Origin of the sequence: Methanococcus voltae PS (assembly GCF_024807035.1) — an archaeon.
Classification (GTDB): Archaea; AGJL01; Methanococci; order Methanococcales; family Methanococcaceae; genus Methanococcus; species Methanococcus voltae.
The window spans coordinates 76,850-102,463 of record NZ_JANUCQ010000004.1 but is presented as its reverse complement, the minus strand read 5'-3'; the positions used below and the strand labels follow the sequence as shown (position 1 = coordinate 102,463).

General features: G+C 29.2%; 21 protein-coding genes. 12 read left to right on the top strand and 9 right to left on the bottom strand.

Annotated features, from left to right (window positions below):
* Positions 1-36 precede the first annotated feature (36 nt).
* The 3 genes from M2325_RS07420 to M2325_RS07410 all read right to left on the bottom strand — a co-directional run bounded on the left by M2325_RS07420 (position 37) and on the right by M2325_RS07410 (position 3,395).
* The gene (locus M2325_RS07420) at positions 37-1,101 is read right to left on the bottom strand and encodes a FecCD family ABC transporter permease (RefSeq protein WP_209590719.1); all 1,065 of its coding nucleotides are present in this window, start codon (positions 1,099-1,101) and stop codon (positions 37-39) included.
* A 248-nt stretch (positions 1,102-1,349) separates the two neighbouring features.
* Positions 1,350-2,546: an ABC transporter substrate-binding protein gene (locus M2325_RS07415; RefSeq protein WP_245314008.1), complete on the bottom strand. Its 1,197-nt coding sequence runs from the start codon at positions 2,544-2,546 to the stop codon at positions 1,350-1,352.
* Between the two features lie 258 nt (positions 2,547-2,804).
* The gene (locus M2325_RS07410; protein WP_259052471.1) at positions 2,805-3,395 is read right to left on the bottom strand and encodes an FmdE family protein; all 591 of its coding nucleotides are present in this window, start codon (positions 3,393-3,395) and stop codon (positions 2,805-2,807) included.
* A gap of 316 nt (positions 3,396-3,711) precedes the next feature.
* Here M2325_RS07410 and M2325_RS07405 point away from each other — a divergent pair, with 316 nt between their 5' ends.
* The 7 genes from M2325_RS07405 to M2325_RS07375 all read left to right on the top strand — a co-directional run bounded on the left by M2325_RS07405 (position 3,712) and on the right by M2325_RS07375 (position 11,475).
* Positions 3,712-4,233 (top strand): DJ-1/PfpI/YhbO family deglycase/protease, encoded by a 522-nt coding sequence (locus tag M2325_RS07405; protein ID WP_209590721.1) that lies wholly within the window; start codon positions 3,712-3,714, stop codon positions 4,231-4,233.
* Positions 4,234-4,564: 331 nt separating this feature from the next.
* Positions 4,565-5,320: an ABC transporter ATP-binding protein gene (locus M2325_RS07400; protein ID WP_209590722.1), complete on the top strand. Its 756-nt coding sequence runs from the start codon at positions 4,565-4,567 to the stop codon at positions 5,318-5,320.
* 419 nt (positions 5,321-5,739) lie between these two features.
* On the top strand, positions 5,740-6,294 hold the full coding sequence (locus tag M2325_RS07395) for a helix-turn-helix domain-containing protein (RefSeq protein WP_259052464.1): 555 nt from the start codon (positions 5,740-5,742) through the stop codon (positions 6,292-6,294).
* Between the two features lie 287 nt (positions 6,295-6,581).
* On the top strand, positions 6,582-8,264 hold the full coding sequence (locus M2325_RS07390; protein ID WP_259052461.1) for an AMP-binding protein: 1,683 nt from the start codon (positions 6,582-6,584) through the stop codon (positions 8,262-8,264).
* A gap of 236 nt (positions 8,265-8,500) precedes the next feature.
* Positions 8,501-8,728, top strand: a complete 228-nt coding sequence (locus M2325_RS07385; protein WP_209590725.1) for a 4Fe-4S dicluster domain-containing protein — start codon at positions 8,501-8,503, stop codon at positions 8,726-8,728.
* Between the two features lie 143 nt (positions 8,729-8,871).
* Positions 8,872-9,921, top strand: coding sequence for a 3-methyl-2-oxobutanoate dehydrogenase subunit VorB (locus tag M2325_RS07380; protein ID WP_209590726.1), 1,050 nt, complete (start codon positions 8,872-8,874; stop codon positions 9,919-9,921).
* An 81-nt stretch (positions 9,922-10,002) separates the two neighbouring features.
* Positions 10,003-11,475, top strand: coding sequence for a 2-oxoacid:acceptor oxidoreductase family protein (locus tag M2325_RS07375; RefSeq protein ID WP_259052458.1), 1,473 nt, complete (start codon positions 10,003-10,005; stop codon positions 11,473-11,475).
* A 144-nt stretch (positions 11,476-11,619) separates the two neighbouring features.
* Here M2325_RS07375 and M2325_RS07370 read toward each other — a convergent pair whose 3' ends face one another.
* Positions 11,620-12,930 (bottom strand): APC family permease, encoded by a 1,311-nt coding sequence (locus M2325_RS07370; protein ID WP_259052444.1) that lies wholly within the window; start codon positions 12,928-12,930, stop codon positions 11,620-11,622.
* A 392-nt stretch (positions 12,931-13,322) separates the two neighbouring features.
* On the opposite strand from M2325_RS07370, the gene M2325_RS07365 reads away from it, so the two are divergent.
* On the top strand, positions 13,323-13,994 hold the full coding sequence (locus M2325_RS07365) for a class III signal peptide-containing protein (RefSeq protein WP_259052436.1): 672 nt from the start codon (positions 13,323-13,325) through the stop codon (positions 13,992-13,994).
* Between the two features lie 158 nt (positions 13,995-14,152).
* Here M2325_RS07365 and bioB read toward each other — a convergent pair whose 3' ends face one another.
* Positions 14,153-15,217: a biotin synthase BioB gene (bioB, locus tag M2325_RS07360; protein ID WP_245314006.1), complete on the bottom strand. Its 1,065-nt coding sequence runs from the start codon at positions 15,215-15,217 to the stop codon at positions 14,153-14,155.
* Between the two features lie 931 nt (positions 15,218-16,148).
* Here bioB and M2325_RS07355 point away from each other — a divergent pair.
* On the top strand, positions 16,149-17,612 hold the full coding sequence (locus M2325_RS07355; RefSeq protein WP_209590730.1) for a methanogenesis marker 14 protein: 1,464 nt from the start codon (positions 16,149-16,151) through the stop codon (positions 17,610-17,612).
* Between the two features lie 71 nt (positions 17,613-17,683).
* Here M2325_RS07355 and M2325_RS07350 read toward each other — a convergent pair whose 3' ends face one another.
* Complete coding sequence (locus M2325_RS07350; protein WP_259052510.1) at positions 17,684-18,952, bottom strand: transglutaminase-like domain-containing protein; 1,269 nt, start codon at positions 18,950-18,952, stop codon at positions 17,684-17,686.
* A 158-nt stretch (positions 18,953-19,110) separates the two neighbouring features.
* Positions 19,111-20,103, bottom strand: a complete 993-nt coding sequence (locus M2325_RS07345) for an EFR1 family ferrodoxin (protein ID WP_259052434.1) — start codon at positions 20,101-20,103, stop codon at positions 19,111-19,113.
* Between the two features lie 340 nt (positions 20,104-20,443).
* On the opposite strand from M2325_RS07345, the gene msrA reads away from it, so the two are divergent.
* Positions 20,444-20,965, top strand: a complete 522-nt coding sequence (gene msrA, locus M2325_RS07340) for a peptide-methionine (S)-S-oxide reductase MsrA (RefSeq protein ID WP_209590733.1) — start codon at positions 20,444-20,446, stop codon at positions 20,963-20,965.
* 83 nt (positions 20,966-21,048) lie between these two features.
* Here the strand turns inward: msrA and M2325_RS07335 are convergent, their stop codons facing one another.
* On the bottom strand, positions 21,049-22,416 hold the full coding sequence (locus M2325_RS07335) for an MATE family efflux transporter (RefSeq protein ID WP_209590734.1): 1,368 nt from the start codon (positions 22,414-22,416) through the stop codon (positions 21,049-21,051).
* Between the two features lie 223 nt (positions 22,417-22,639).
* Entirely contained in the window at positions 22,640-23,329 is a 690-nt protein-coding gene (locus M2325_RS07330; protein WP_259052431.1) for a class III signal peptide-containing protein, read from the bottom strand.
* 453 nt (positions 23,330-23,782) lie between these two features.
* On the opposite strand from M2325_RS07330, the gene M2325_RS07325 reads away from it, so the two are divergent.
* The gene (locus M2325_RS07325; protein WP_209590736.1) at positions 23,783-24,721 is read left to right on the top strand and encodes an A24 family peptidase C-terminal domain-containing protein; all 939 of its coding nucleotides are present in this window, start codon (positions 23,783-23,785) and stop codon (positions 24,719-24,721) included.
* Between the two features lie 289 nt (positions 24,722-25,010).
* Entirely contained in the window at positions 25,011-25,508 is a 498-nt protein-coding gene (locus M2325_RS07320) for a MarR family transcriptional regulator (RefSeq protein ID WP_259052429.1), read from the top strand.
* The last annotated feature ends 106 nt before the right edge of the window (positions 25,509-25,614 follow it).

Here is a 25,614-nt window from a genome sequence, read left to right as displayed (position 1 = left end):
AAAAGTTAAAAATATAAAAATATAAATTTTGTTATTTTATTTCTTATACATCCTCATTAATAAGTAAAGGAACATCGGAGCACCTAAGAATGAAGTTAGGATACCTACTGGTAATACTATCGGTGAAAGAATTGTTGTAGAAATCACATCTGAGAAGGTAACAATTACTGCACCTACAAGGGCAGAAAGTGGTATTAAATATCTATAATCTCCACCTACTACAATTCTAACCAAGTGAGGACAAATTAAACCAATAAACCCAATAATTCCCAGGAATGAAACACAAACAGACGTTACAAGTGACGCCATTATCATACCTACTAATCTTGTTCTTTCTGTGTTAACGCCTACTGATTTAGCTGTTTCTTCACCACTTTCGAGGGCATTGTAGTCCCATCGCTTATATATAAAGTAAATCATCGAAATAATCGCAATACCAAACATAACCATTATTTCAGTCCAACCTGCACGACCTAAATCCCCAAAGGTCCAATATACCATAGCTGCAAGTTGCATTTCATCTGCAAAGTATTGTAATAATGTTGTACCTGCAGTGAATAAGGAGCTCATTGCAACCCCTGCTAAAATCATAGATTCTGGTGATAATCTTCTTAACTTGGTTAACCCCAATACTACGAAAACCCCAATTAATGAACCAAGGAATGCAAACAATGAAACTGCTTGAAAGTTATCCACTACAATTGAACCGTGACTATCTGCACTTCCTACACCTAAAAGCATAATTGCAACACAGGCACCAAACATTGCCCCCTGTGAAACACCCATTGTAAATGGTGAAGCAAGTGGGTTTCTAAGTACGCACTGCATAACAGCACCAGAAACTGCAAGGCTTATCCCTGCGACAATTGCTGCAAGAACTCGAGGAATCCTGATATTCCAAATAACTAGGTCTGAAGCCACACTACCGTTTCCCAATATGGAATTTATTATATCCATAATTGAAAGTTGATATTCTCCAGTACATATCGAGTAAATGCTCACGATTATTAACAATACTATCAAAATTAATCCAAGGATTATTTTTTGTAAATTTTTCTTCTTATATAATTTTAATATATCGTTTGAATTATTAGAGTCCATAATACCCCTTTTTTATAACATATAATGTATAATGTAAAATATAAATATTATTAATCTTATTTAAATTTATTAATCTTATTTAAATTTATTAATCTTATTTAATATTATTAATCTTATTTAATATTATTAAGCTTATTTAATATTATTAATCTTATTTAATACTACTAATACTATTTAAATTTATTTCATTAGTCCATCTAATCAATCAATATAAAAATAATTAATGAAAAAGGAAATAATTAATTATTTTAATTTTTATTTACTAATTCATCGAATTTAGCAAATCCACCGTAGGTTTTTGCCATTTCATTGTAAACAGGTTTACCTACAATTGCAGTGTAGATTTCGTCTGCTTTTTCTTCTGGATTAATATCCGCAAACTGTTCAGGGTAAACAACTTTACCAATATAGTAAGCGTCTACGATTGCAGTACCATAATTAGTACTGTAGTAGGTGTATGGCAATGTACAGTAAACTTTTCCGTTTTGGAATGCACCCAATGAAGCATAGTATTCAGGGTTTTCGTTGTAGTCTTTTTCAATGTTTTCAAAGCTACCTTCATCTATGAATATATAATCAGGGTTTTCAGCAACCAATGTTTCAGGATTAATAAAGCTGTGTCCTGGTTTGGTTACAATGTTGTGAAGTCCTATAGCTTCAAATGGTGGGAAAATACCTTTTGTACTGTCTACACCGTGTGAACCTCTGTTACAAATACCTCCAACATAAACAGTTGGTTTTTCTGTAACTCCTGCAGTTCTTTTGGTTAAATCTGCTTGATAATCTTTAAATATATTAATGAGTTCTTCAGCTCTTTCGTTTCTATCTAATATCTTACCTGCTATTGTAAGGGAATTAAATAATTTTTCATCATTGAAGTTTGTAATTTCATCGTATGCTAAAACTACAACTGGAATGCCCAATTTTTCTTGAATGCTGTCTGCTTTTGTAGCATCAATGTTTACTACGAATACTACATCAGGTTTTACAACTAATGTAGCTTCTGGGTAAGGACCATTTCCTACGTCTTTACCACCACCTAAACCGGTGATTGGTAATTCTTTAAATGTTTCGTAATTTGCAATAGTGTATGGCCTACCAAAAGCGCTGTCGTGGTCAATTGTTTCAACACCAACAACTAAATCAGTAGCTTTTAAATATGATATTTGTCTCAAAGCACCGGCTCCAGAGCAAACAACTCTATTCACCGTTTTAGGTATTTTTACTGTTCTTCCCTGCGTATCTACAATTTCTATTAAGTCACTTGAAGCATCTGCGCCAACTTGTTTGTTTCCAGCATCTGTTCCTGTAGTTTTAACATTTTCATCTGCACCGCCACCGATACAGCCTGCCATGCTAACTGTCACCATTAAAAGTGCCATAATGACTGCAAAAACGGATAACTTGGATATTTTTTTCCAATTATTCGAGTGTGTTAATTTCAAAATAACCCTCCGTAATCAAAATTTTAACATTATATTACAATATATAATAATGGTAATAACAATCATTAAATAATCATTATTTTCAATATATGAGAAATAATAACACAAATAAATTATTCGTAATACTAACCATTTATGAAATATTATCATTTTATGCATACATTTTTCAATACAATTTGTGAAAATAAGTAATGTAATAAAATGAAAAAATGATGTATTATAAAATTAGTGTTATTATTTTTATTAGTATTAGTAGTCTTATTGTTCCATATGTACTATTTTATTAAAGCAATCTTTACATACTACTTTATCGTCAATGGTTCTTCCTTTAATTTCCATAAAGTATTCGCCACAGTTTTCGCATACTAAAGAGTTGTATATTCTTGCTTTTTTAGGTTCTTTAATTGTTACTTCTTCAATTTTAAATAAATCATCAGCTTCAGCATTAAGAATTCTTGAAATAACATCTTTTCTAAATTCTGCTAATTCTTTAGCTTCTTGTTCATTTAAGTCTCTACCAAGATAGTAACTATATTTTTTTCTTTCTGCATCGCTTTCAACGCCTTTAACATAGATTCTTAAACCTTTGCCGGTTTCCCTGCAGTAAAAAGTAAATGCCATTTTACCATGGTCTACAAACTTAATGTTACCTTTCCCAAAGGTACAACTAAGCATTACTTGGATAGCATCTACACCGCAAGCGTTATTTTCAACAATAGCAACTAATTCTTCGTCTTCTGATTCTTTACTGAAGTTTTCCAATATGTATTTTGCTACTCTATATCCTGTAGCAATCCCTGGACATTCATGACCATGAAATTCTAAAACTTTTTGATACGTTTCGTCCATAATTCACCATTTTCTATTATAGTTCAATATTGCATATTCAATCGTAATATTTATTTTATATGTTGTATGGTAATAATAATAAAAATTAATTAATTGTATTACTATATATAATTTCCGATACATTTTCAACTTAAGTTTAATAACTAAACAATAATAAAAATTAATTAATTAATTAATAAAAATAGAATATATAAAAATAAAATAAATAGAATAAATAGAATAAAATTACAATACATAAATAATAAATAATTGTTTAAAAATAAATTAATATACAGAACTTAATAAATTAAATAATATATATTACAAGAGGGATTAAATGACTGTATTATTAGTAATTGCACAGAAAGATTTTAGGGATGAAGAATTGTTCGAACCATTGCAAGTTTTCCAAAGTAAAAATAACATTGCAACAAATGTCGTGTCTAATGAAGTAGGTGAACACGTGGGAATGTTGGGACGTAAAATAACTACAAATAAAACAATTGATGACGTAAAATCATCAGATTATAACGCAATCGTGGTAGTAGGCGGTTCAGGTTCGAGGGAATACTTATGGAACAATGAAACCCTTTTAAAACTTATAAATGAATTTAACGACGATAAAAAAGTAGTTTCCGCTATTTGTATTTCCCCGGTAGTTTTGGCACATGCAGGTATTTTAAATGGTAAGAATGCGACCGTTTTTGAGGACAACGAAAGTATCGAAGAGATGAAAAAGTCAGGGGCAAACTTATTAAATGATGGTGTTGTAGTTGATGGAAATATTGTAACTGCAAAAGGACCGCAAGTTGCAAAAGAATTTGGGGAAAAAGTTCTCGAATTAATTGAAAATCTATAATTTAATATTTTTATCTTTATTTTATCTTTATTTTATCTTTATTTTATCTTTATTTTTACCATGTATTCTATTTAATTTTATTTTTTAGTTCTAAATTACCTTCTGATTATTACAATTATTATTTTTATGTATTGTTCGTAATACAAAATTATAAAAAGTATTAATATATAATATAGTATAATAGTTATTACACTTATAATTATAATATTATAATTTAACTTTAATTGATTTAATTATATTACTAATTAATCTAATAGAATTAAATCAAATTTAAAGCATGGGAAATAATAAAAAATAAAAAATGCCAAAATTTTTTTATTGGGAGATTAATATGATAGTTTCAGTAGATGGGGTAGAATTCAAATACAAATGTTCTAAAATACTTGAAAATATACAGTTTAACGTAGACGAAGGACAAGTAGTTTCTATATTGGGAGTAAACGGTGCTGGAAAAAGTACTTTGTTAAAATGTATAAATAGAATCATAAGTCCTAAAAAAGGAACCATTATGATTGAGAACAACAGTTTAGACACTTTAGGAAGGTTAGACCTTGCCAAAAAAGTTGGATACGTCCCTCAAAGGTCAGAAGGTAATTATATGACCGTATTTGATACCTTGCTATTAGGTAGAAAGCCACACATAAAGTGGGAAGTTTCAAATAAAGACATAGAAATAACAGAGAGAGTTTTAAAACTTTTAGACCTTGAAAAGCACGCTTTGAGAAACACAAATGAATTGAGTGGCGGGGAATTGCAAAAAGTAATTATAGGTCGAGCATTGGTTCAAGAACCTAAGGTAATCTTATTAGATGAACCTACAAATAATTTAGACCTTAAAAATCAGCTTGAAGTCATGAAGATTATTAAAGATATCTCAAGAACTCAAAATATAACTTCTATAATAGTTATGCACGATTTAAACCTTGCTTTACAGTATTCAGATAAATTTTTACTGTTAAAAGATGGTAATATTTACGCAGAAGGTGGAAATGAAACCATCAACAGTGAAAGTATCGAAAAAGTTTACGGTGTTGAAGCAGGCATACATGATGTAAACGGTGTAAAAATGGTTATACCGATTTATTAATTTAATTTTAATTTAATATATCTTTTTTTGTTTTGATTTTTATTTATTTTATTATTTAGTTTATTTTAGTATTTAGTTTATTATTTAGCTATTGTTCGAGTTAATTTTTTAATTTTAATTTTTTAATTTTGTATTATTCATGTACCAACTAGCTAATAATCAGGCATAAATTGATATAAATTGATATAACGTATATGCCAAATTAGATATCAAATACTTAGCAATTAACGAATAATTAATTATTTATACTATATTTTTTATTATATTCATAGATAGCAATATACTACAATATGAGTATAATCAATTTGCTATCGATTAATCAACATAAATACCCATAAAATAAACGTAAAATAAACGTAAAATAAACGTAAGCAATAAAAATCAAAACAAATCAATCAAAACCAAAAATGGTGATTACAATGAAAAGCAATATTAGAGATATTATTTTAAGGATTATTGAGTTTAGAGAAATTACAGGAATTAGCATTGATGAAATGGCAGAATATTTGCATATAACTTCAGAACAGTATCGCGCCTACGAGAATGGCGACGCTGATATACCAGCGAGCATGTTATGTGAAATAGCACATAAATTTAATGTAGATTTAAGTCTACTGCTGACCGGTAAAGATACGAAAATGCACATATTTTCTGTAACACGTAAAAATCAAGGCGTAATAGTAAACAGGCGTAAAGAATACAAATACGAGAATTTAGCATTTAATTTAACACATAAAAAAGCAGAACCGTTCATAGTAACTGTAGACCCACGAGAAGACGGTACAAGACCATCAGACAACTCACACTTGGGTCAGGAATTTATATACGTACTTGAAGGTTTGCTCAAAGTTTACATCAATAATAATGAAATTATATTAAATGAAGGCGATTCAATGTTCTTTGATTCAACATATGAACACGCAATGGAAGCTTTAGAAGGTAAAAAAGCTAAATTTTTAGATTTACTTGTATAAAACACGGAAAATAAAGATAATAAAGATAATAAAAATACTATGAAATTAAGATAAATATATTATAAAAATTAAAAAATAAACAAAGGAAAAAACGATTAAATGATTAAAAATTAATTTTAAATGAAAAAATGGATAATTTGGAGTATTTAAAAATAAAATAGGTAATATCCAAGTATTGATATATTTGAAAATATTAATAGTCAATACTATCTTCATTTTTTAAATTAATGTATACTAAATCAATTTTTAATCAATTTTAATTAACTTAATATATAAAAGGTGAATTTATGGTTTCATTATTAAATGAATATGTAAACAAATTAGATTTTGAATCATACGAAGATTTTAAGGAAAATTTTAAAATAAACGTGCCAGAAAACTTTAATTTTGCATACGATATAGTGGATAGATACGCAAAAGAATATCCTGATAAAAAAGCTTTAGTTTGGTGTAATGACGAAGGTGTCGAAAAAATATACTCATTTGCAGATATAAAAAAGTACAGTGACAAAACAGCAAACTTTTTCTTGAGTAAAGGCATAAAAAAAGGTGACGTGGTAATGTTAACCTTAAAAAGCCGTTATGAATTCTGGTTTTGCATACTAGCACTCCATAAAATAGGGGCAATAGCATTGCCTGCTACACATATGTTAACAACAAGAGACATTATATACAGGGCTGAGGAAGCTCAAATGAAGATGGTTGTATGTATAGATGATGAAAGCGTTTTACAATATGTAGATGAAGCTTACAACGAAGTTAGTGACGATTTAAAGTTCCAAAGAGTTTCTGTTGGGGATAAAGACGTTGAAAACTGGCTTAATTTCAGAGAAGAGTTTGAAAAAACTTCTGAAGATTTTGTTAGGCCAAAAGACTGTGAAACAGAAACAGGAGACACGATGGTGGCTTATTTCTCTTCAGGTACTTCAGGATTCCCAAAGTTGATAAAACACGATTATTTGTACCCATTAGGTCATATATTGACTTCTAAATTCTGGCAAAACGTTCAAGAAGATGGTTTGCACTATACCGTAGCAGATACTGGCTGGGCAAAATGTTTATGGGGTAAACTCTATGGTCAATGGATATGCGGTTCGGCAGTATTTGTATATGATTATGAGAGATTTGACGCTAAACATATGCTTGATAAAGCTTCAAAGCATGGAGTTACGACATTTTGTGCGCCACCTACAGTATACAGGTTTTTAATAAAAGAAGACCTTACAAAATATAACTTCTCAACTTTAAAGTACGCCGTAACTGCGGGAGAGCCTTTAAACCCTGAAGTTTATAATAAATTTTATGAATACACGGGTTTAAAATTGATGGAAGGATTTGGACAAACTGAATTAGTTGCAGTAATAGCTAATTTCCCAGGTATGGAGCCAAAACCTGGTTCTATGGGTAAAACATCGCCTATGTACAACATAAAATTGTTAAACTACGCAGGAGAAGAATGTGACATCGGTGAAGAAGGAGAAATAGTAGTATTAACCGATAGAGAAAATAAACCAGTAGGGATGTTTTCAGGATACCACGATGAAGAAAAAACAAAATCAGCTTGGTACGATGGGATATACCATACCGGTGACACAGCTTGGAAAGATGAAGATGGTTATTTATGGTTCGTGGGTAGAACAGACGATATAATCAAAAGTTCAGGATATAAAATAGGTCCTTTTGAGGTAGAAAGTGCTTTAATGACCCACCCTGCAGTTTTAGAATGTGCAATAACTGGTGTACCCCACCCAGTTAGGGGGCAGGTTGTAAAAGCTACAATAGTTCTAGCAAAAGATTACTTGGCTTCAGACGATTTGATGAAAGAATTGCAGAATCACGTTAAAAATACAACAGCACCATACAAATATCCAAGAATCGTTGAATTTGTGGAAGAATTGCCAAAAACAATAAGTGGAAAAATAAGAAGAAACTGTATAAGACATAACGATAAGGACTTATGCAACGAATAACTAAAATAAAACTAAAAAATTTTATTTTTAGTATTTTAATTTTTAACTCATTAAAATGAGTCAACTTTAAAAAATCATTAAATATGAACTTTATTTTCTTAAAATTTATATATAATGGTTTTATAATATATCTTGAAATTAATTATAATGATTAAATATGATAAATTAAATTAAAGAATTTAAAAAATCATGAAAATATTAAAAAATATTACTATACTAACCTAAAGAGTGAAAATATGAGTAATCCATACCCTGTTATAAATATATTAGAATGTAAAGCATGCGAAAGATGTATCATTGCTTGCCCAAAAGACGTATTATACATGAGTGAAGAGTTCAACGAAAGAGGCTACCATTTTGTAAAATACAATGGCGAAGGTTGCACAGGTTGTGCTAACTGTTACTATACCTGTCCAGAGCCTTTAGCAATTGAAGTGCACATACCACTTAAATGTAAAAAATAATAAACCATAAAAATAAACCAATAAAATAGTAAAAAACAGTACTAAATTAAAAATGAAGAATATCAGGTCAAAAATATTAAATTAAAATATATAAAAATACGATTTAAACAATTATAATTTAATTAATTGCATAGAGGTAAAATATGGCTACTCAATTAATAAAAGGAAACACAGCAGTAATTATCGGGGCTATGTACGCAGGATGTGACTGTTATTTTGGATACCCAATCACTCCAGCAAGTGAAATATTACACGAAGCTTCAAAATACTTCCCAATGGTAGGAAGAAAGTTTGTACAGGCTGAATCAGAAGAAGCAGCTATCAATATGGTTTATGGTGCAGCATCAACAGGGCACAGAGTCCTTACAGCTTCATCAGGTCCAGGTATCAGTTTAAAACAAGAAGGAGTTTCATTCTTAGCGGGTGCAGAACTTCCTTGCGTTATCGTGGATATTATGAGAGCAGGACCGGGTTTAGGAAATATTGGTCCAGAACAAGGCGATTACAACCAGGTTGTTAAAGGTGGCGGTCACGGAAACTATAGAAACATTGTATTAGCTCCAAACTCAGTTCAGGAAATGTGCGATTTTACAATGAAAGCATTCGAATTGTCTACTAAATACAAAAATCCAGTTGTAGTTTTAGCAGATGGTGTTTTAGGTCAAATGGTTGAACCATTACAATTCCCTGAAACGTCAGTTGAGCCAAAAATAGATAAATCATGGGCAGTATGTGGAACAGAAGACACAATGGATAATTTGGTAACTTCAATTTTCTTAGATTTTGACCAGTTGGAAGAATTTAACTACAAATTACAAGAAAAATACGTTGAAGTAGAGGCTAACGAAGTACTTTACGAGGAGTATATGGTTGAAGATGCTGAAATTATTTTAGTATCTTACGGAATCAGTAGTAGAATCGCGAAAAGTGCTGTAGATACTGCAAGACAAGAAGGTTTAAAAGTAGGATTATTTAGACCTATTTCATTATACCCATTCCCAAAAGATAGGTTAAAAGAATTGGCAGATAGAAAAGAATTTGAAACAAGATTTATTTCAGTTGAAATGAGTAACGGACAAATGATGGAAGATATAAAACTTGCCATTGAATGCAATAAACCAGTATCTTTAGTTAACAGCATGGGCGGTAAATTAATGGATATTGAAAAAATAATGGTAGAAATTAGGAAATAATTATTAAAAATAATTATTAAAAAATAATAGAATCAAGAATTTTAATTAAATAATATAACGAATGAATAATTAGGGGAAATTATGAAGACAAACACAGAAAATATGTGCGAAACAGCTAACGAAAAAGTAATAAGAAACCCAAAAGGGCTTTTAGAAGAATTCCCAAGAAAAGGCGGTTCAGCACCAACAGCAACCCACTACTGTGCAGGATGTGGTCACGGAATTATACATAAATTAATCGGCGAAGCAATGGAAGAACTAGATATTATGGATAGATGTGTAATGATTAGTCCTGTAGGCTGTGCTGTATTTGCCTATTATTATTTTAACTGTGGAAACATTCAGGTAGCACACGGTAGGGCTCCAGCAGTAGGTACAGGTGTATCAAGAGCTCAAGACAATTCTATTGTATTGTCCTACCAAGGAGACGGTGACCTCGCTTCAATCGGTTTAAACGAAACAATGCAAGCTGCAAATAGGGGCGAAAAAATGGCCGTATTCTTTGTAAACAACACTGTTTATGGAATGACTGGCGGTCAAATGGCACCAACAACGTTAATCGGAGAAAAAACAACCACTTGTTTAAATGGTAGAGACCCAGATTACACAGGATATCCAATTCACATGTGTGAATTATTGAGTAATTTAAAAGCACCGGTTTATATTGCTAGAGTGTCCGTATCGGACATTAAACATATTAGGAAAGCAAAACAATCCATTAAAAAAGCTTTAACTATTCAAAAAGAAGGAAAAGGTTATTCATTCATTGAAATATTGAGCCCTTGCCCAACTAACTTAAAACAAAATAGTAAAATGGCAGAAGAATTTATAAACGAGCAAATGGAAAAAGAATTCCCATTAGGTGTATATAGGGATAACTACGATGAAGCAGTAGCTTACAATAGACCAGAAAGTGATTTTTCAACCGAATCTTTGAATAACATATTTGAAGTTGAGAACGGTGCAGAAAACGCTATATATGACCCAGAGTTTAGTGAAAAACACGTTAAAATTGCAGGATTTGGCGGTCAAGGTGTTTTAAGTATGGGTTTAACTCTCGCAGAAGCAGCTTGTAGTTCAAGAAATAATGTTTCATGGTATCCATCATACGGTCCAGAACAGAGAGGAGGGACTTCAAACTGTTCTGTTGTAATTTCTGGAAAGGATATCGGTTCGCCAGTAGTTTATGCGCCTGATTTATTGGTTGCATTCAATAGACCGTCATTAGAAAGCTTTGCAAAAGATGTAAAAGAAGGCGGTATTATATTATGTGACGAAAACATTGGAAATATCGACGAATTAAATTTGGAAGTTTCAAAAGATGTTAAAATTATAAGCGTACCTGCTTTAGAACTTGCAAGAGAAATGGGTAACGAAAGAGCTATGAACACTGTTATGTTGGGCGTAATTATGGCATTAAATACAACAGGGTTAGCAAAAGAGACTTTTGTTAGTGCAATTGAAAAAACATTTGCTAAAAAGCCTAAATTAATACCTATGAACGTTAAGGTATTGGAAGCAGGCGAAAAATGGGCAAAAGAGAATTTAAATTAAATAAATTAAATTAATCTAACTTTAATTTATATTATTTTATTATATTATTTTATTTTAGTATATTATTTTATTATATTATTTTATTAGTTTTTTATATTTCTTTATATTTTTTACTTTTATTATTTTATTCTTATTTATTAGTTTTTAGTTATTTTTCCTATCTAAGTACCAATTAATTAGCGCAATTATTAAAAATAGGCTTAAAATACCCAAAACCCAGGGGGAAGAGTACATCAACATTATAGCGAAACAAATGGAAATCAATATCGCTCCAAATCGTGGAAGACTGTTTTTAAATATTTTTATCGACGCTAACAATGATAATAACGCATTACCAATTAAAAAGGCGTTTGTCATCGTAATTATATCTGTTAAACTTAATAACTTGAAAGCGAGTACTCCTATGGTTATTATATTAGCAATAAACAAAAATGCAATACCCCCTATTGGAACATTTGTTTCATTCCGCAATGACAATGGCTTTGACAAAAAGCTAGGGAAAGCCCCATTTAACGCTTGAGAAGTTATTAATCTACTAACGCCACCTATTATCATCATGTATGAACAGAAACAAAGTCCTGTAACTGTTATTGTCAATAAAGCATTTGAATTGTCGCCAAATAATGGGTATAGAATCACCGATAGCATAGAAACCATGTTTGGAGGATTTACCAAATTCATATCTATCGTTTGTATTGCAAATGAAACAACGATATAAACCAGTGAAACAATTAAAACGGTCAGTAAAGCCGATTTTGGTATTATTTTTTTAGGATTTTTTACTTCTAAGCTATAATTCCCCAGGATTTCCCATCCTAAAATTGACCAAAACATTAGTAAGAATGAATGACCGATATCGTAGCCAGATATTGCCGTAGGTACAAATATCGGGTCTTTTCGGTAAAATGCAATTGTGAATAACCCTCCTGCTAACAAAACTATCGTTATAATGCCTGATAATATCGTAGAAATCTTACCAACTTGTGCAATATCTTTTAAAAGAGTTATAAAAGCCAAAGAAAGCAATAAAAGTGCATAAAACTCCGGAGGTATGGATAAGCCCCAGTTTGAAATTAACGCTGATAAGTATTCGCCTGAAACCATAAGTATTATAACAGGCCCTAAAAATGCTGAAACTATTAAATATGTGGCCGTTAAATTCCTAAATGATTTTCCAAAGGAATACTCTACAACATCTGCTAAACCAGAGTCTCCAGGGAATAATATACATAATTTACTTGCAATATATGCAAAAATTCCACTTAATATCATCATAAATATCCAGCCAAAAACTGAATAGTCTCCGAGTGTTTCGTGAACTAAAGGGGGCATTATTACGATTCCTGAGCCTAATAAAGGGCCTATTATAAGCCCCGTAAGTGTAAATATTCCTAATTTTTTCCCGTTTGTATTACTGATACTGGTATTTTTATTATCGATAGTAGTTTTGTCCATATTGGTCACGTGTTTTATTTTTTATTTTTTATTTTTTAATTTTTATATTAGTATTATTATATTATTTCTAAATTATTATTTAAGGTTACCATTATGTTTTATTACTATATAACTATATTTTTAGTTATTTTAAACTATTTTTAAATTATTTTTAAATTATTTTTTAAGTTACAAATTATCGATATTTTGCTTTGTTTTTTTGTAAAAATTAATCTACTTACTTAATATAGTAATAATTTTATAAATAATATTATAGAATAAAAAAATCAAATTTATAAATTAATAGTACCTATTTTTAAATTTCAATCTATATAATGCCTCATTAAGTTGAAAAAATTAAGTTATAAGACTTTAAAAACCTTAAAAATGTTATAATCTTTAGGGGTGACATTTTGAAACTAAATAAACTAAAAAAATCCAAAAAGGGGCAAATATCTTTAGAGTTAATACTGCTATTATTGGTCGTAATACTCTCTGCATCAATTTTGGCATATATATTTTTAAACGACGTTGCCGAAAGCTCCGGAATTTTAAGTAATATTGATATATTAGGTGGTTATTCAACCGGAGACGTTCAAAATGCTACAAATAAAACCGTTCTGGGTCCCTTAGTTGGTAATGTGCGTATAGGTGCTTGTTGGATTTACGACCCTTCGAACCCACAAACTGCTTATGAATCGGGTTTTATAGCCGTAGATACGAATGGTATCGCATATACGTTAAATAGTGATGGTCTAGTCCAAAGTAATGGAACCATTCAGCCGGAACTAATAGGGAACGATACAAGTATCCCAGGTAATACTGGTGTAGTCTACAGATTGCATAATATTAAATATTTCATGGTAAAACCAATAGATAACGTTAATCAACCATTACCTCAAGCAAATTATGTGTTAAAATTAAATAACACGGATTTAGTCGACGAATATGGTACAAATAGGTATTTAGCCACTGCAATAAACGAAGATGGCACGATAGATGTTAAAATATACCCGCAATATGGTGTTTATATTTACACACTACCGCATGACTTTTATGGTTCGCTAATATTCTATGAAAATTAGGGCTAATAATCTTAGAATAATGAAAATTAAATAATTAATGAACTAATGAAATAAAAAATAAAAATAAGGAAATAAAGTAAAATAAATAAAATAGAATTTAAATTTTTATATTTTATAATTATTTTATAATTATTTTATAGTTATTATTTAGAAGGGTATTAAATCTCAAAACCCATCTCTTTTAACATTTTTAAATCTTTATCTGGACTCTGACCATCTGTGGTTAAATAATTGCCCACCATAAGACCATCAAGCGAATAAAACGCTAAATTTTGCAAATCTTTTAAGACGTGTTCTCTGCCACCACATAGTCTCACGCTACTTTGTGGATAAATTATTTTTGCGATTGCAATAGATTTCAACGCTTCTATGACTCCAATTGGCGTGTAAACTTTATTATCTATTAATTCATAGTTTTTAGTACCTTTAATAGGATTTAACAAGTTTAATGCTATACTATCTACACCAAGTTCCTTTAAATCGTATATCATACTGTGTCTATCCTTTTTAGTTTCCCCGAGACCAAAAATACCGCCACTACATACACTAACCCCGTATTTTTTGGCTTTTTTTGTAACGTCATATTTATCTTTATAACTATGAGTTGTACAAATTTTATCGAAGTATTCTTTTGAAGTCTCCAAATTATTATGCAATCTTATTTTATTTTCTGAAAAAGCTTTTATTTGGTCTTTTGATAGTATTCCTAACGATGCACAAGTTTTTAATCCTGTTTCTTTTTGTATACCAACTAAAGTTTCGAGAATTGTTTCAAATTCTTCATCAGATACCTTTTTACCACTGGTAACTATCGAGTACCTGTTACAGTATTGTTTCATTCCTTTTGCGTTTTTCAATATTTCTTGAGGGGTTTTTAATCCATATTCATCTATTTCGCAGGTATTATGGATAGATTGAGCACAAAATGAACAATTTTGAGTACATTTGCCAGATTTTGCATTTATTATCGAACATAAATCCATTTTTGGCTTTTTATTGTTTCCACAGATAATTTTTAAATTATTTGTTGTATTTAATAGCACATCTAAATCTAAATCCCATAATTCTAAAGATTTTTTATGAGAAATACCTTCCAAAGAGGAATTTAAAAGTTCTTCATCAAGTACATTTAATTCGGAAATATCAATATCGCTATTTACTTCCTCTTTTATATCTTCTGAATTTTCTACGTCATCATTTTCGTTTTTTAGTTCTTTATTCATGTTATCTCGTCTTTAAATTTTAATTATTCTATGTAATATAATTTATAATATACTTTATAATATAATTTATAATATCATTTTAAGTTGTAATTTATAATTTATAATTTATAATTTGGTATATATTATGTAATTATACTATATAAAATTAAAATAGTCAAATAATGATAAACAAATATAAAACAAATATAAAATAGGCAATAAATTAAAAACAGATAATACAACAAATAGTAAATTAACTAACATTAAGTTAACTACTTAATTAACTAATTTAAATAGCTAATTATTGATTAATTTAATTATCTAACAAAAAAAATTAAAATAAAATAGAATAGACTATACAGACATACATAGTACAATATATAACTCAAAATACATTAAGTATATGTTACATAATACATAATTTAAGTACATAATTTAAGATATAGCATATAGATATTGAGGTATTATTATGCTATTAGATAGTTAATAATTTTGCAAAAGCAGTTTTAAGTTCTCTCTTTAATAATTAGTTATTTATTACTTTACGTCTCTAAAATTATTAAATTGTTTTGGGTGTCGCATATTATATAAGTATTTAGTTACCATAATTATAGATTTATAGCATGCACAAACATATATCACATTTTGGAGTATTTCAAAATGTTTTACACATATGTGCAAATATACTCGTGTATTTTATATTATATAAATCTATTGAATTAAATTTATTTATTGCCCTCTAATTTCGTAAATAGGTAATATTTTAGGATTTTTTAATTTAAGATTTTTAATGTAACTATTTTAAAATTAAATTAAATACATATTTATACTTTTTAAACCTATTTTATTATGTTATTATATATTATTGTCGTTTAAATATATACTTAATTAAGTATTTTAAGTATTTTTTAATTATTTTATTCTCTATATAGCGGTATGTGGAAGTGATACTATGGGTATTATGGACTCTATAAAATCCATATTTAACAAATCTAAAAAAGTAAATTACTCAATGTCTAAAACAGTTGATTTAATGGACTTAAATCCCCGACAAGTGGGTCCAAATCAACACGTAAAACCTTATTATGTTGTAGCTTCTGTTGAATTAGGTAATACAACTACCAAAGCGATTATAACAGCAACGGATATGGAAGAAGGTATTACTTACTTAGTAAGTAAAGATGTAAGAATGACTAGGGATGTAAGAGGCCCTAAAAAAGGCGAAAACGTATTTGGTACTACAATTTGGGGTATTGAATTAACCAAAGAAGCTGTATCTGATATGGTTAGGGACGTATTGCTCGGAGCTTTAGAAAAGGCACATTTAACACCCGATGATATTCATTTCGTAGTTAGAAGTACAGGGGTTACTGCAGGTTTTGCATCTCCTGAAGAAGTTGGAAATATGATAGTTGCACTTGCAGAAGGTTGTAGAAACGCAGGAATTCCAAATTCAAAGATGACTCCAATCATGACTAAAAAACAACTTCCGGAAAAATTGCAGAATTACTGTTTAGTTGATAAAGTAATGTTTGACGGTGCAGTAACTGGTGTAGTACCTCCAAAAGGTAAAGAAGCCGTAGCAAACGAGATGGAAGGAGAATTAGTAACAGCAGGTTTAAAATCTGGTTCAAAATGGACGGATGTAGACTTTAGAAACCCTTGTATTTCCATTGATTTCGGTACTACACTCGCAGGTAGGGTTATAAATGATGAATTACCTTACGCAAAAGTTGTAGGTAATTTATGCGGTTTAGCCGGTGCTATTCCTGACGCACTTGTTCGAGGCACTGGACTTGTTAGTAAAAAAGGTGGAGCCGTTTTAGATATCAAAAATAAGGCCGGTAAGATAGATAAGAAACTCGCAAAAGAATATTCCGACAAAGTTCACGAATTCGTTAGCGTTGAGCGTGTACCTATGGGGCGTACAAGATACGGTACTGTACCATTGGATACTGAAGCTGCTGAAAAAGCAGGTACTTACTTAATTGGGTGCGATGTAGGTGAAAACGGTAGCGATTTAATAAAGTTGGAATCCATTGGAAAAGAACTATATGAAAAATCAAATATTAACACTTTGCTTTATTGTTTAGATTTAGTATCGGCTAGGGTGGCTTGTAGGGTCATAAAAATAGCTAAAGACAATGGTTTAGTTACGGAAAAATCCGCAGTAGGCATAACTGGAAGAGCGGGTATAACTGGAGAAAAACCTGACGTTTTAATCGAAATGCTGAAATCTTTGAACATATGGGATGAACCAAACGACCACGTCGTATTTGTTGAAGATGGTTTAGCACTCGGTGCAGGCGTAATGGCAAGATGTATGAATTGTTTAGGGACTCCAAAACACCCAATAGGCGGAAATAGGGGCGGTCCATGTATACTAAAACAAAGAATTGAGCGCCAAAAAAGATAATATGTAGAAAAGTAAATATTCTAATTTACTTACTATCTTATTTACTTACTATCTTATAATTTTTTATTATATTATTCCGTATAATCTTTATTATTAATCCATATGTTAATTACTAACTCATTTTTATTGATTTCACTCTTGTATATCTCGATATTTGATATTTTAGAGATATTACTCCCAAATTTTTTTCCAATTTCTAAATAAAGCATTCTTAAAATACTGTATTCTATAACTTCATCAATTTCACGAATATAGTATTTCAAAGTAATGTTAAAATCCGGCTTTTTATTTAAAATTGGTTTTGGATTACAGTTTAATAATTTTAAAAGCTTATTTGACATATCTTTGTAATTTAATTCTCGATATAAATTTTCATCATGGTCATAATCCCGATAAATAGTGTTTATATCTTCTAATTCTATTTTTAAATGTTCGTTATGATTTTTAGAATCCAAATTACGGTTTAAATCTGTAACATCCATGAATTTCAGCTTATAAGCATCTACATTTTTACGACCAACTTTATACAACCAATCATTCAGCGATAATATCGGTAACCTTTGGTCTAACACATAGTATTTATTATTCAATTTTAAGCCTGTTGCAACGTGTCCAATTACCGTAAAGTAATATATATCTTTAAAACCTGCTTTGTTCAACAACATAGCAGTTATTTTTGCATATTCCCTACAAATAGCTACCCTATATCGTAAGCTACTTTCAATAGGTAAATTTAGCTTAAAAATTGATTCTATAGTATGATATGCTAATTTTTTATCTCTCGAGATTAACCGGTATTTAAGATAAACGTAGGTCATTACTGCTAATATTCCACCAATACATGCGGAATAAAGGATTACAGAGTCTAAAAATCCAAATATATAATATAAATAATAATTAATCAGTATTGAAGTAATAAACATAATAACTATAAATTTGCTGTACAAATTATTCGTATAAGCCAGATATAGTATCAATAATAGGAAACTAAAAGAATATACGGGATACAATAGACCACCATAAATTCCGAGAAATAATGCAGAAATAATGGTCAGTATATTAGTAATCGAGATACTAGCAAGTCCTAAAAATAATATAGTGACAATTGCAAATACTATTCCTCTTTCAAAGGTATATTCGATATTTAAATTTTGAAATTCCAATATATTTGACAAAATTGCTTTGTTGTATATGTCATTTTTATGAGTATTATCATCATGCTTATTATTATTGTTTAAATTAATTATATTATATATTTTGTTTAATTCTTCCATATTTTCGTCATTAACACCCATTTGACCATTTAAATAAATTTTTTTTAAATTTTTAGTAAATCCCATTATAGCCAACCCCCCATATATAATGACACAATACAAATAGTAATGACTTCAAATTTAAAAAATAAATTATTTATTTAGATAAATATAAAATATAAATATAAATATAAATATAAAATATAGTCTAAAGTATAATCTAAAATTATAAGATATAATCTAGTTTATTGATTTATTATCCCTTTATTAGCTTCAATTAACTCATTAATCTCAACTCGCGGGTTAAAGTAGCTTTTTCTTTTGGCACTACTTCCATATATTATGGCACGGGTCGGGCAAGTTTGTATGCAACCCATACATTCCTGACATTTATGTTTATAGATTATTCTATCGTTATTTTCCAATTTTTCGTTATCTACTATTTCTATATTGCTAACAGGGCAGATTTCAACGCAATTCTCACAAAGGTTGCAAGCTTTTGATATTTTGAATTTTTCATCAAATTTATACAAACTCTTTTTCCAGAATGGGTAGAATGCCCCCGTTGATATTTTAGCAATTATTGAATCCATTGCGTTATTTTTTTCATTAGATTGTATTAAATTCCCTAATTCTTTAACCCTTATGTCTGTATCATCTAAAATCTCTATTATTTTAGATTGAGATGGGGCACTAAACGCTAAAATATAATTACTAGGCATTTGAACCGTATAACCTGCATTTAATTGCTGTTTTTTCTCTTTTAACAATTTATCCACTTGGCAATGCACTCCCCCTGCCATTTTTCCACAAGTGGCTATACTGTATATTTTAGGGTTTCTTTCCATATTTAAACGTTTTATAAAACTTTCAACTATTTCAGGTACTCCAAAACCATAAACTGGGTATATAAATATTATTCTATCGGAACCGCAGGTTATTTGCTCTTTTTTTATCTCATTTGCAATGGGAATAATTTTGGTATTGGTTTTAGTTCCCTTACCGTTATTGTTTGAAAGTACCTTGGCGAGTTCTCTTGCAACATAATATGAATTACCCGTACCTGAAAAGTAATATATAACGTTTATTTCTTCTTTTAGGCTACTTTTTATTTCTTCTTTTATTTTGGATAACTCTTCAACAGTATTTGGTTTTATTTTTACCGTCTGCATCTTTTCATTATTTTCATTATTTTCAATAATTTCCGTATTTTTATCATTATCAATACTTTTATTCAAATTTTCACCCCTATATTAAATCATAAATTGAATTAAATAAAGTCAATAACGTTAAGAACGTTAAATTAGTTTTGTAGATAATAATTATTTATTATCTAAGTTATTTATATATACATTATTCCAAATAATTTTGTACGTATTAAGGTTGTCCAATTTAGCCAAAAATATCTATTTATAAGTATCAAATCATAAATATATATGAAGATATTAATTAATTTTAATTACATCAATTATTTTAAATATATTTTATCTACACTTAATTTAACCAATTTGGATAATTAATTTATTTAGCTAATACCTATCATAAGTTGTTAACATACACATGGTGCGGGTGATGATAATGGGTGTCGAAACTAACTTAAAAATAAGTAATCCAAATTATGATATTGCAATATTTGGAATGGGCTGTTTTTGGGGCTCCGAAGAATTATTTAGGACTATAGACGGAGTTTTGGATACTGAAGTGGGTTACATGGGCGGTAAAACCAAATACCCAACTTATGAAGAAGTTTGTAAGGGTGATACCGGACATGTTGAAGTAGTTACTATAATTTATGACATAAATACAGTTGATTATGGGGATTTATTAGATACATTTTGGATTAATCACGACCCTACTACATTAAATCGGCAAGGATGGGATAGAGGCGAGCAATACGCTTCTACAATATTTTACACGACAGAAAAACAATATAAATTAGCTAAAAAGTCTTTAAAAAAAATGCAGGATACCCTTAAGGATATGAAAATCGATAAAAAGATTGTTACACGAATTAGAAAGGCAGGAGAATTCTATAAGGCTGAAGAATACCACCAAAAATATTTAATGAAAAAAAATAAAAAATTTTTAGAGTTATTTTAATTAGTATAGTAAAACTCTAAATTTATATCCTATTTTACTTTTTTTATTATTAATTATAATATACTATTTTATTTTTTATTATTTTATTTTTCTTTTAACTGATATCTAAAGGCTCTATAGATAAAGAAAGAACCTATAATCAGTGTTAATAGTCCAGAAAGCGGTTCAGCATACCATATGCCGATAACTCCGAAATACATTGGTAATAAGTACAATAAAGGCAATATAAATCCAAAAGATTTAAGTAGTGCTAACGTATTCGCTACTTTACTATCTCCTATAGATTGGAAATAGATGATTATTAGGAATACTGGCCCTAACACTAAAGTACCAAATGAAAATATACTTAGTCCTGTTGTAGCGGTTTCAATTAACGCCATGTCCGTGGAATTAAATATATTAATTAGGTATGTAGGGAATAGGTTGTATAATATAAACGAAATTACGCCTACAGTTGCACATAACCCCCCAGTGATTTTTAAAATCTCTTTTACCTTGTCAAATCGTTTAGCCCCGTAGTTATAACTTATAAGTGGCTGCACACCACTACATAACCCTAAAACTGTCATAAATAGGATTATAAATAGGTATATAACAATACCAAATGCGGAAACGTGCAAAGAACCGCCATATTTTAAGAATTGGGTGCTGTAAACTAACGAACCGATTGCGGAAGAAAATTCCATTAAAAATGGAGATATACCGGTTAAAAGTACCAATTTTAAAATATCTTTGTCGTATGTTTTAAAATTAAGTATATTTTTTACTCGATAACCTAAATTTTCTATTTTTAAGTTAGATTTTTTTGCTATAAAGTGATGTAAAAATATCATTGCTCCAAGTGTTTCTCCCATCAATGTAGCGATTGCTGCACCTGCAACCCCCCATTGAAATACAATTATAAACAATGCATCAAATACGATATTCACTAATGCACATATAATCATTACTTTCATAGCTTTTTGCGGGAATCCATCGTTTCTAATAATGGGTTCAAGTCCAACGTTAAATAATGAACCCATTGCACCAATAAATGCTATTCCTAAATAGGTTAACGATAAAGTTAGTAGGGTTCCTTCGACTCCGAAGCTTGTTAGTAATGGTTTTATTGCTAATAATCCAACAACTGTTAGGACTACGCCTAATAGTAATAAAATACAAAAAGCATTTTTAAATATTTCCTCAGCTTTTTTGGGGTCCTGTTTGCCCAAACTAATGGATATATGCGCAGAAGCTCCTACTCCAATCATAATTGCGAAAGATATCATCATTAATTTTATCGGGAACGAGAGTGTAATGCTCGCAATAGCTTCAGAACCCACCCAATGACCTATAAATATACCGTCTATAATGGTATATACTCCATTAATTACGAATCCAATTATCGCGGGGATACTATACCGAGCTATTAATTTAGGAATCGGCGTAGTATTCAAGTCGTAATTAGTCATAAGTTCACCTGTGTGTAAAGTATTTTTATTGATGTAAATTAATATTTAGGTAATCCCTAAATAATAGTATTAAGATAAGACTTTTCGGTATAAATACCTATCTAAATAAAAAAATTTCGAAAAAATAATGAAAAAAATAGAATTTAAAGTTTTAAAGTTTTAAAGTTTTAAATGCAATTATTTTTAATTATCCATTTATTTTAATTTATTTTTAATTTTATAATTAATCATCGTCTTCATCATCGTCTTCATCATCAAAGTCCAACTCGCCTATGAAATTGTGTGGCAAGATATATAATATAATGTCTCCGTTATTGAATATTTTAACGTGAATAATTCCAAGTGTACTTTCGTCTTCATTATCGTCTATTTCGGCTTCAAAACTTCTCTGCTGAATATTGGGTATTTTTTTGTTATCAACTTGAATTTGATAATTTTTATTATATAATGGCTTCACAGATATTTCTTCAATATTATATAATACGTAATGATTACCCTTTTTCTCAGGTTGTGTCGTAACTGCTGAACCGTCGTTTGACACCACTTCACCATCTTTTATTGTATATACAACATCGTATTTGCTCGTAGCTTGGAAATTTGAACTATCTAGTAAACAATTTTTAATCCGTATTTCCCCTTCATATTCGTCTTCATCATCGGTTTCATCAGAATCTTCTTCATCATTATCATCATCGGTTTCATTAGGGTCTTCAGTATCTATATTACTTGAGTTACTGGGACCACCCACGGAATAACCACTTATTACAGAGGTATTGGCTAAGATGGCAGATGTTTCTTCAACTCCGTTAATGTATGTATATCCTAGTATCGATACAGAACCTAATACAACCAAGGTAATAATTATCATTTCAAGAGATATTTGTCCTCGTCTCAAAGTATCACCTTGTAACATAAAATCACTATAATTAGTATAATATATATTTATGATAATATATATTACATACGCCATATATTAGACTATCGAATGCAAACATAACAACAATATAAAAAACCGGGTATTTAAAATCCTAATTAATTTTTAACCAATATTTTTAGGTATTTTAGAATTTAAAGGTTTTAATTTTTTTAACTTAATTAATAGTTACGATACAATTAAAACTATATATAGTCCTAGATACATAATATTATAATACATTTATAAAGTAATATCTCCGAATAATAATCAAAATGTATTATATAATTTAATAAAGGAATATTTCTTAATTATTTTAATTATTTTGAATATATTAACTATTTTAAAAATTTAAGCAATTTAAGATTAAGTATAAAAAGATTATGTATTAATTTAGTATAAATTTAGTATAAAAACATATATTATTGAATTATCCCCAAAAATGATGATATTATGAGCATAGAATATATTTATGGTTTTTTTTGCATAATTGCAGGACTATATTTTGAATTAAGAGGAAAGAAATTTTATGACATCTTTTGGATATCAATGCTTTATTTAGGTGCATTAATTCACTTCAACAGCATTGAATTTTTAGGAATACTGATATTAACACTTGCAAATTACATTAAAAGTTACGCCAAAATACTTGCAAATTTAGGTATAGTTTTATTTATTGCATCTTTCGTAATGTCTGGTTCTTATTACGCATTATCATTAATAATGTACTACTTCATTGCGTTGGCACTTTACCATGGCAATTTGATGGATGGACAAGAAACAAAGTATTTAATAGGATTATCTTATTTAAGCGGTTTCCTTATTTCTTCGTCGATATTTTTGGATTCAGTGCTTTTTGTAATTCCTATTCCACTTTATTTCCTAATTGTAAATTACAAAAATGACCCGTCGGATTATGAAGACCTTAGCTTACAAAGTTTTTCAAGGTTGGCTACATCGATTAAAAAAAGCGAGAAAGATGTAAAACCTACAGATAATGTAGTATGTTATGATAAAAAGTCTTTGATAAGCGCAGGATTTAAAAATAAGGTTAGAAATCCTTATATGAATAATTTAAGTAATTTAGATAGTTTAATTAATTTAGATAGTTTAAGTAATTTAAGTAATCAGGGCAATACAAATAAGTTAGATAATTTTAATTTAAATAATGAAAATTATATCGATATTTCGGAAATTGGTGAGTTATCAACTAGTATGAAGCACAAGCTTAGCTATGATAACGCACTATTGGAAAATTCAAAAATCCAAGACAAAAAAGTATGGGTTACCCCCCATATTCCATTCATGTTGTTTATTACAATGTCTTACATAATATTTTGGTTTGTAAAAAAACCTATATTATTCCTACTTATAGATAATTTAGTTCATTAAACGGCGGAAATAAAAAATAAATAATGTCATAACCACTTCTAAGACTAAAACATATAACTAAAACGTTAAATAGCAAATAGGTATAAGAATTATATATTAATTAAATATGTTTTAAATATATGACAAATTAAATAGTTATATTTTTTAAAATTATTTAATCTTATATAATCTTATTTAATCTTATTTAAAAACTTAAAAGTGGGATAATACGGCTAAAAATAATAAACTTATAACCAAAAAAAATAAGGTTATTAACGACGTTAATTGCGATGTTACAATCCACGAATCGATGATTGAGGATTTTGGAATATTTTTACATATGTTGATGGGTCGACAAATTGAAATTTCTAAAAAAAATTTTCCAAATATCGAAGAAGAGTATTCAAAGCTTACAATAATACAGTTAGACTATTTATATGCGATACATACACTAAATAGTCCTTCTTTTTCAGATATTGCAAAACATATGAATGTTGCAAATTCTTCTGTAACAGAAATGTACCATAGATTATATAAAAAAGGCTATGTATGTAAATCGCAGTCAGAAAAAGATAAACGAGAATATCAAATTCATTTAACGTTTAAAGGCAATAAGTTAATTTATAAGGATTTAATGGCTTCAATATGTTTATCCAAGGAAATTTTTGAGAAAGCTCCTCGGGATAAGTTATTAGGCGCATATGAGCTATTAAAAGAATATCTTTATACCATCAAATCTGAAGAAATTGAGCAATATTTTGTAAAATATAGTGAATATAAGGATATTGAAAACAATTATTTAGATTAATTTACTATTATTTATTTTTCTATTTATTTTTTAATTTTTTAGTTTTTAAGGTATTTTATATTTTTAAAGGATTATATAATAAATTATATATAATATTCTTAATAAA

What these genes read in the sequence shown, in the direction of transcription:
- M2325_RS07420 (WP_209590719.1), bottom strand. Translation starts at nt 1,101, where the DNA reads ATGGACTCTAATAATTCAAACGATATATTAAAATTATATAAGAAGAAA.
- M2325_RS07410 (WP_259052471.1), bottom strand. Translation starts at nt 3,395, where the DNA reads ATGGACGAAACGTATCAAAAAGTTTTAGAATTTCATGGTCATGAATGT.
- M2325_RS07405 (WP_209590721.1), top strand. Translation starts at nt 3,712, where the DNA reads ATGACTGTATTATTAGTAATTGCACAGAAAGATTTTAGGGATGAAGAA.
- M2325_RS07400 (WP_209590722.1), top strand. Translation starts at nt 4,565, where the DNA reads ATGATAGTTTCAGTAGATGGGGTAGAATTCAAATACAAATGTTCTAAA.
- M2325_RS07395 (WP_259052464.1), top strand. Translation starts at nt 5,740, where the DNA reads ATGAAAAGCAATATTAGAGATATTATTTTAAGGATTATTGAGTTTAGA.
- M2325_RS07390 (WP_259052461.1), top strand. Translation starts at nt 6,582, where the DNA reads ATGGTTTCATTATTAAATGAATATGTAAACAAATTAGATTTTGAATCA.
- M2325_RS07385 (WP_209590725.1), top strand. Translation starts at nt 8,501, where the DNA reads ATGAGTAATCCATACCCTGTTATAAATATATTAGAATGTAAAGCATGC.
- M2325_RS07380 (WP_209590726.1), top strand. Translation starts at nt 8,872, where the DNA reads ATGGCTACTCAATTAATAAAAGGAAACACAGCAGTAATTATCGGGGCT.
- M2325_RS07375 (WP_259052458.1), top strand. Translation starts at nt 10,003, where the DNA reads ATGAAGACAAACACAGAAAATATGTGCGAAACAGCTAACGAAAAAGTA.
- M2325_RS07370 (WP_259052444.1), bottom strand. Translation starts at nt 12,930, where the DNA reads ATGGACAAAACTACTATCGATAATAAAAATACCAGTATCAGTAATACA.
- bioB (WP_245314006.1), bottom strand. Translation starts at nt 15,217, where the DNA reads ATGAATAAAGAACTAAAAAACGAAAATGATGACGTAGAAAATTCAGAA.
- M2325_RS07355 (WP_209590730.1), top strand. Translation starts at nt 16,149, where the DNA reads ATGGGTATTATGGACTCTATAAAATCCATATTTAACAAATCTAAAAAA.
- M2325_RS07350 (WP_259052510.1), bottom strand. Translation starts at nt 18,952, where the DNA reads ATGGGATTTACTAAAAATTTAAAAAAAATTTATTTAAATGGTCAAATG.
- msrA (WP_209590733.1), top strand. Translation starts at nt 20,444, where the DNA reads ATGGGTGTCGAAACTAACTTAAAAATAAGTAATCCAAATTATGATATT.
- M2325_RS07335 (WP_209590734.1), bottom strand. Translation starts at nt 22,416, where the DNA reads ATGACTAATTACGACTTGAATACTACGCCGATTCCTAAATTAATAGCT.
- M2325_RS07330 (WP_259052431.1), bottom strand. Translation starts at nt 23,329, where the DNA reads ATGTTACAAGGTGATACTTTGAGACGAGGACAAATATCTCTTGAAATG.
- M2325_RS07325 (WP_209590736.1), top strand. Translation starts at nt 23,783, where the DNA reads ATGAGCATAGAATATATTTATGGTTTTTTTTGCATAATTGCAGGACTA.
- M2325_RS07320 (WP_259052429.1), top strand. Translation starts at nt 25,011, where the DNA reads ATGATTGAGGATTTTGGAATATTTTTACATATGTTGATGGGTCGACAA.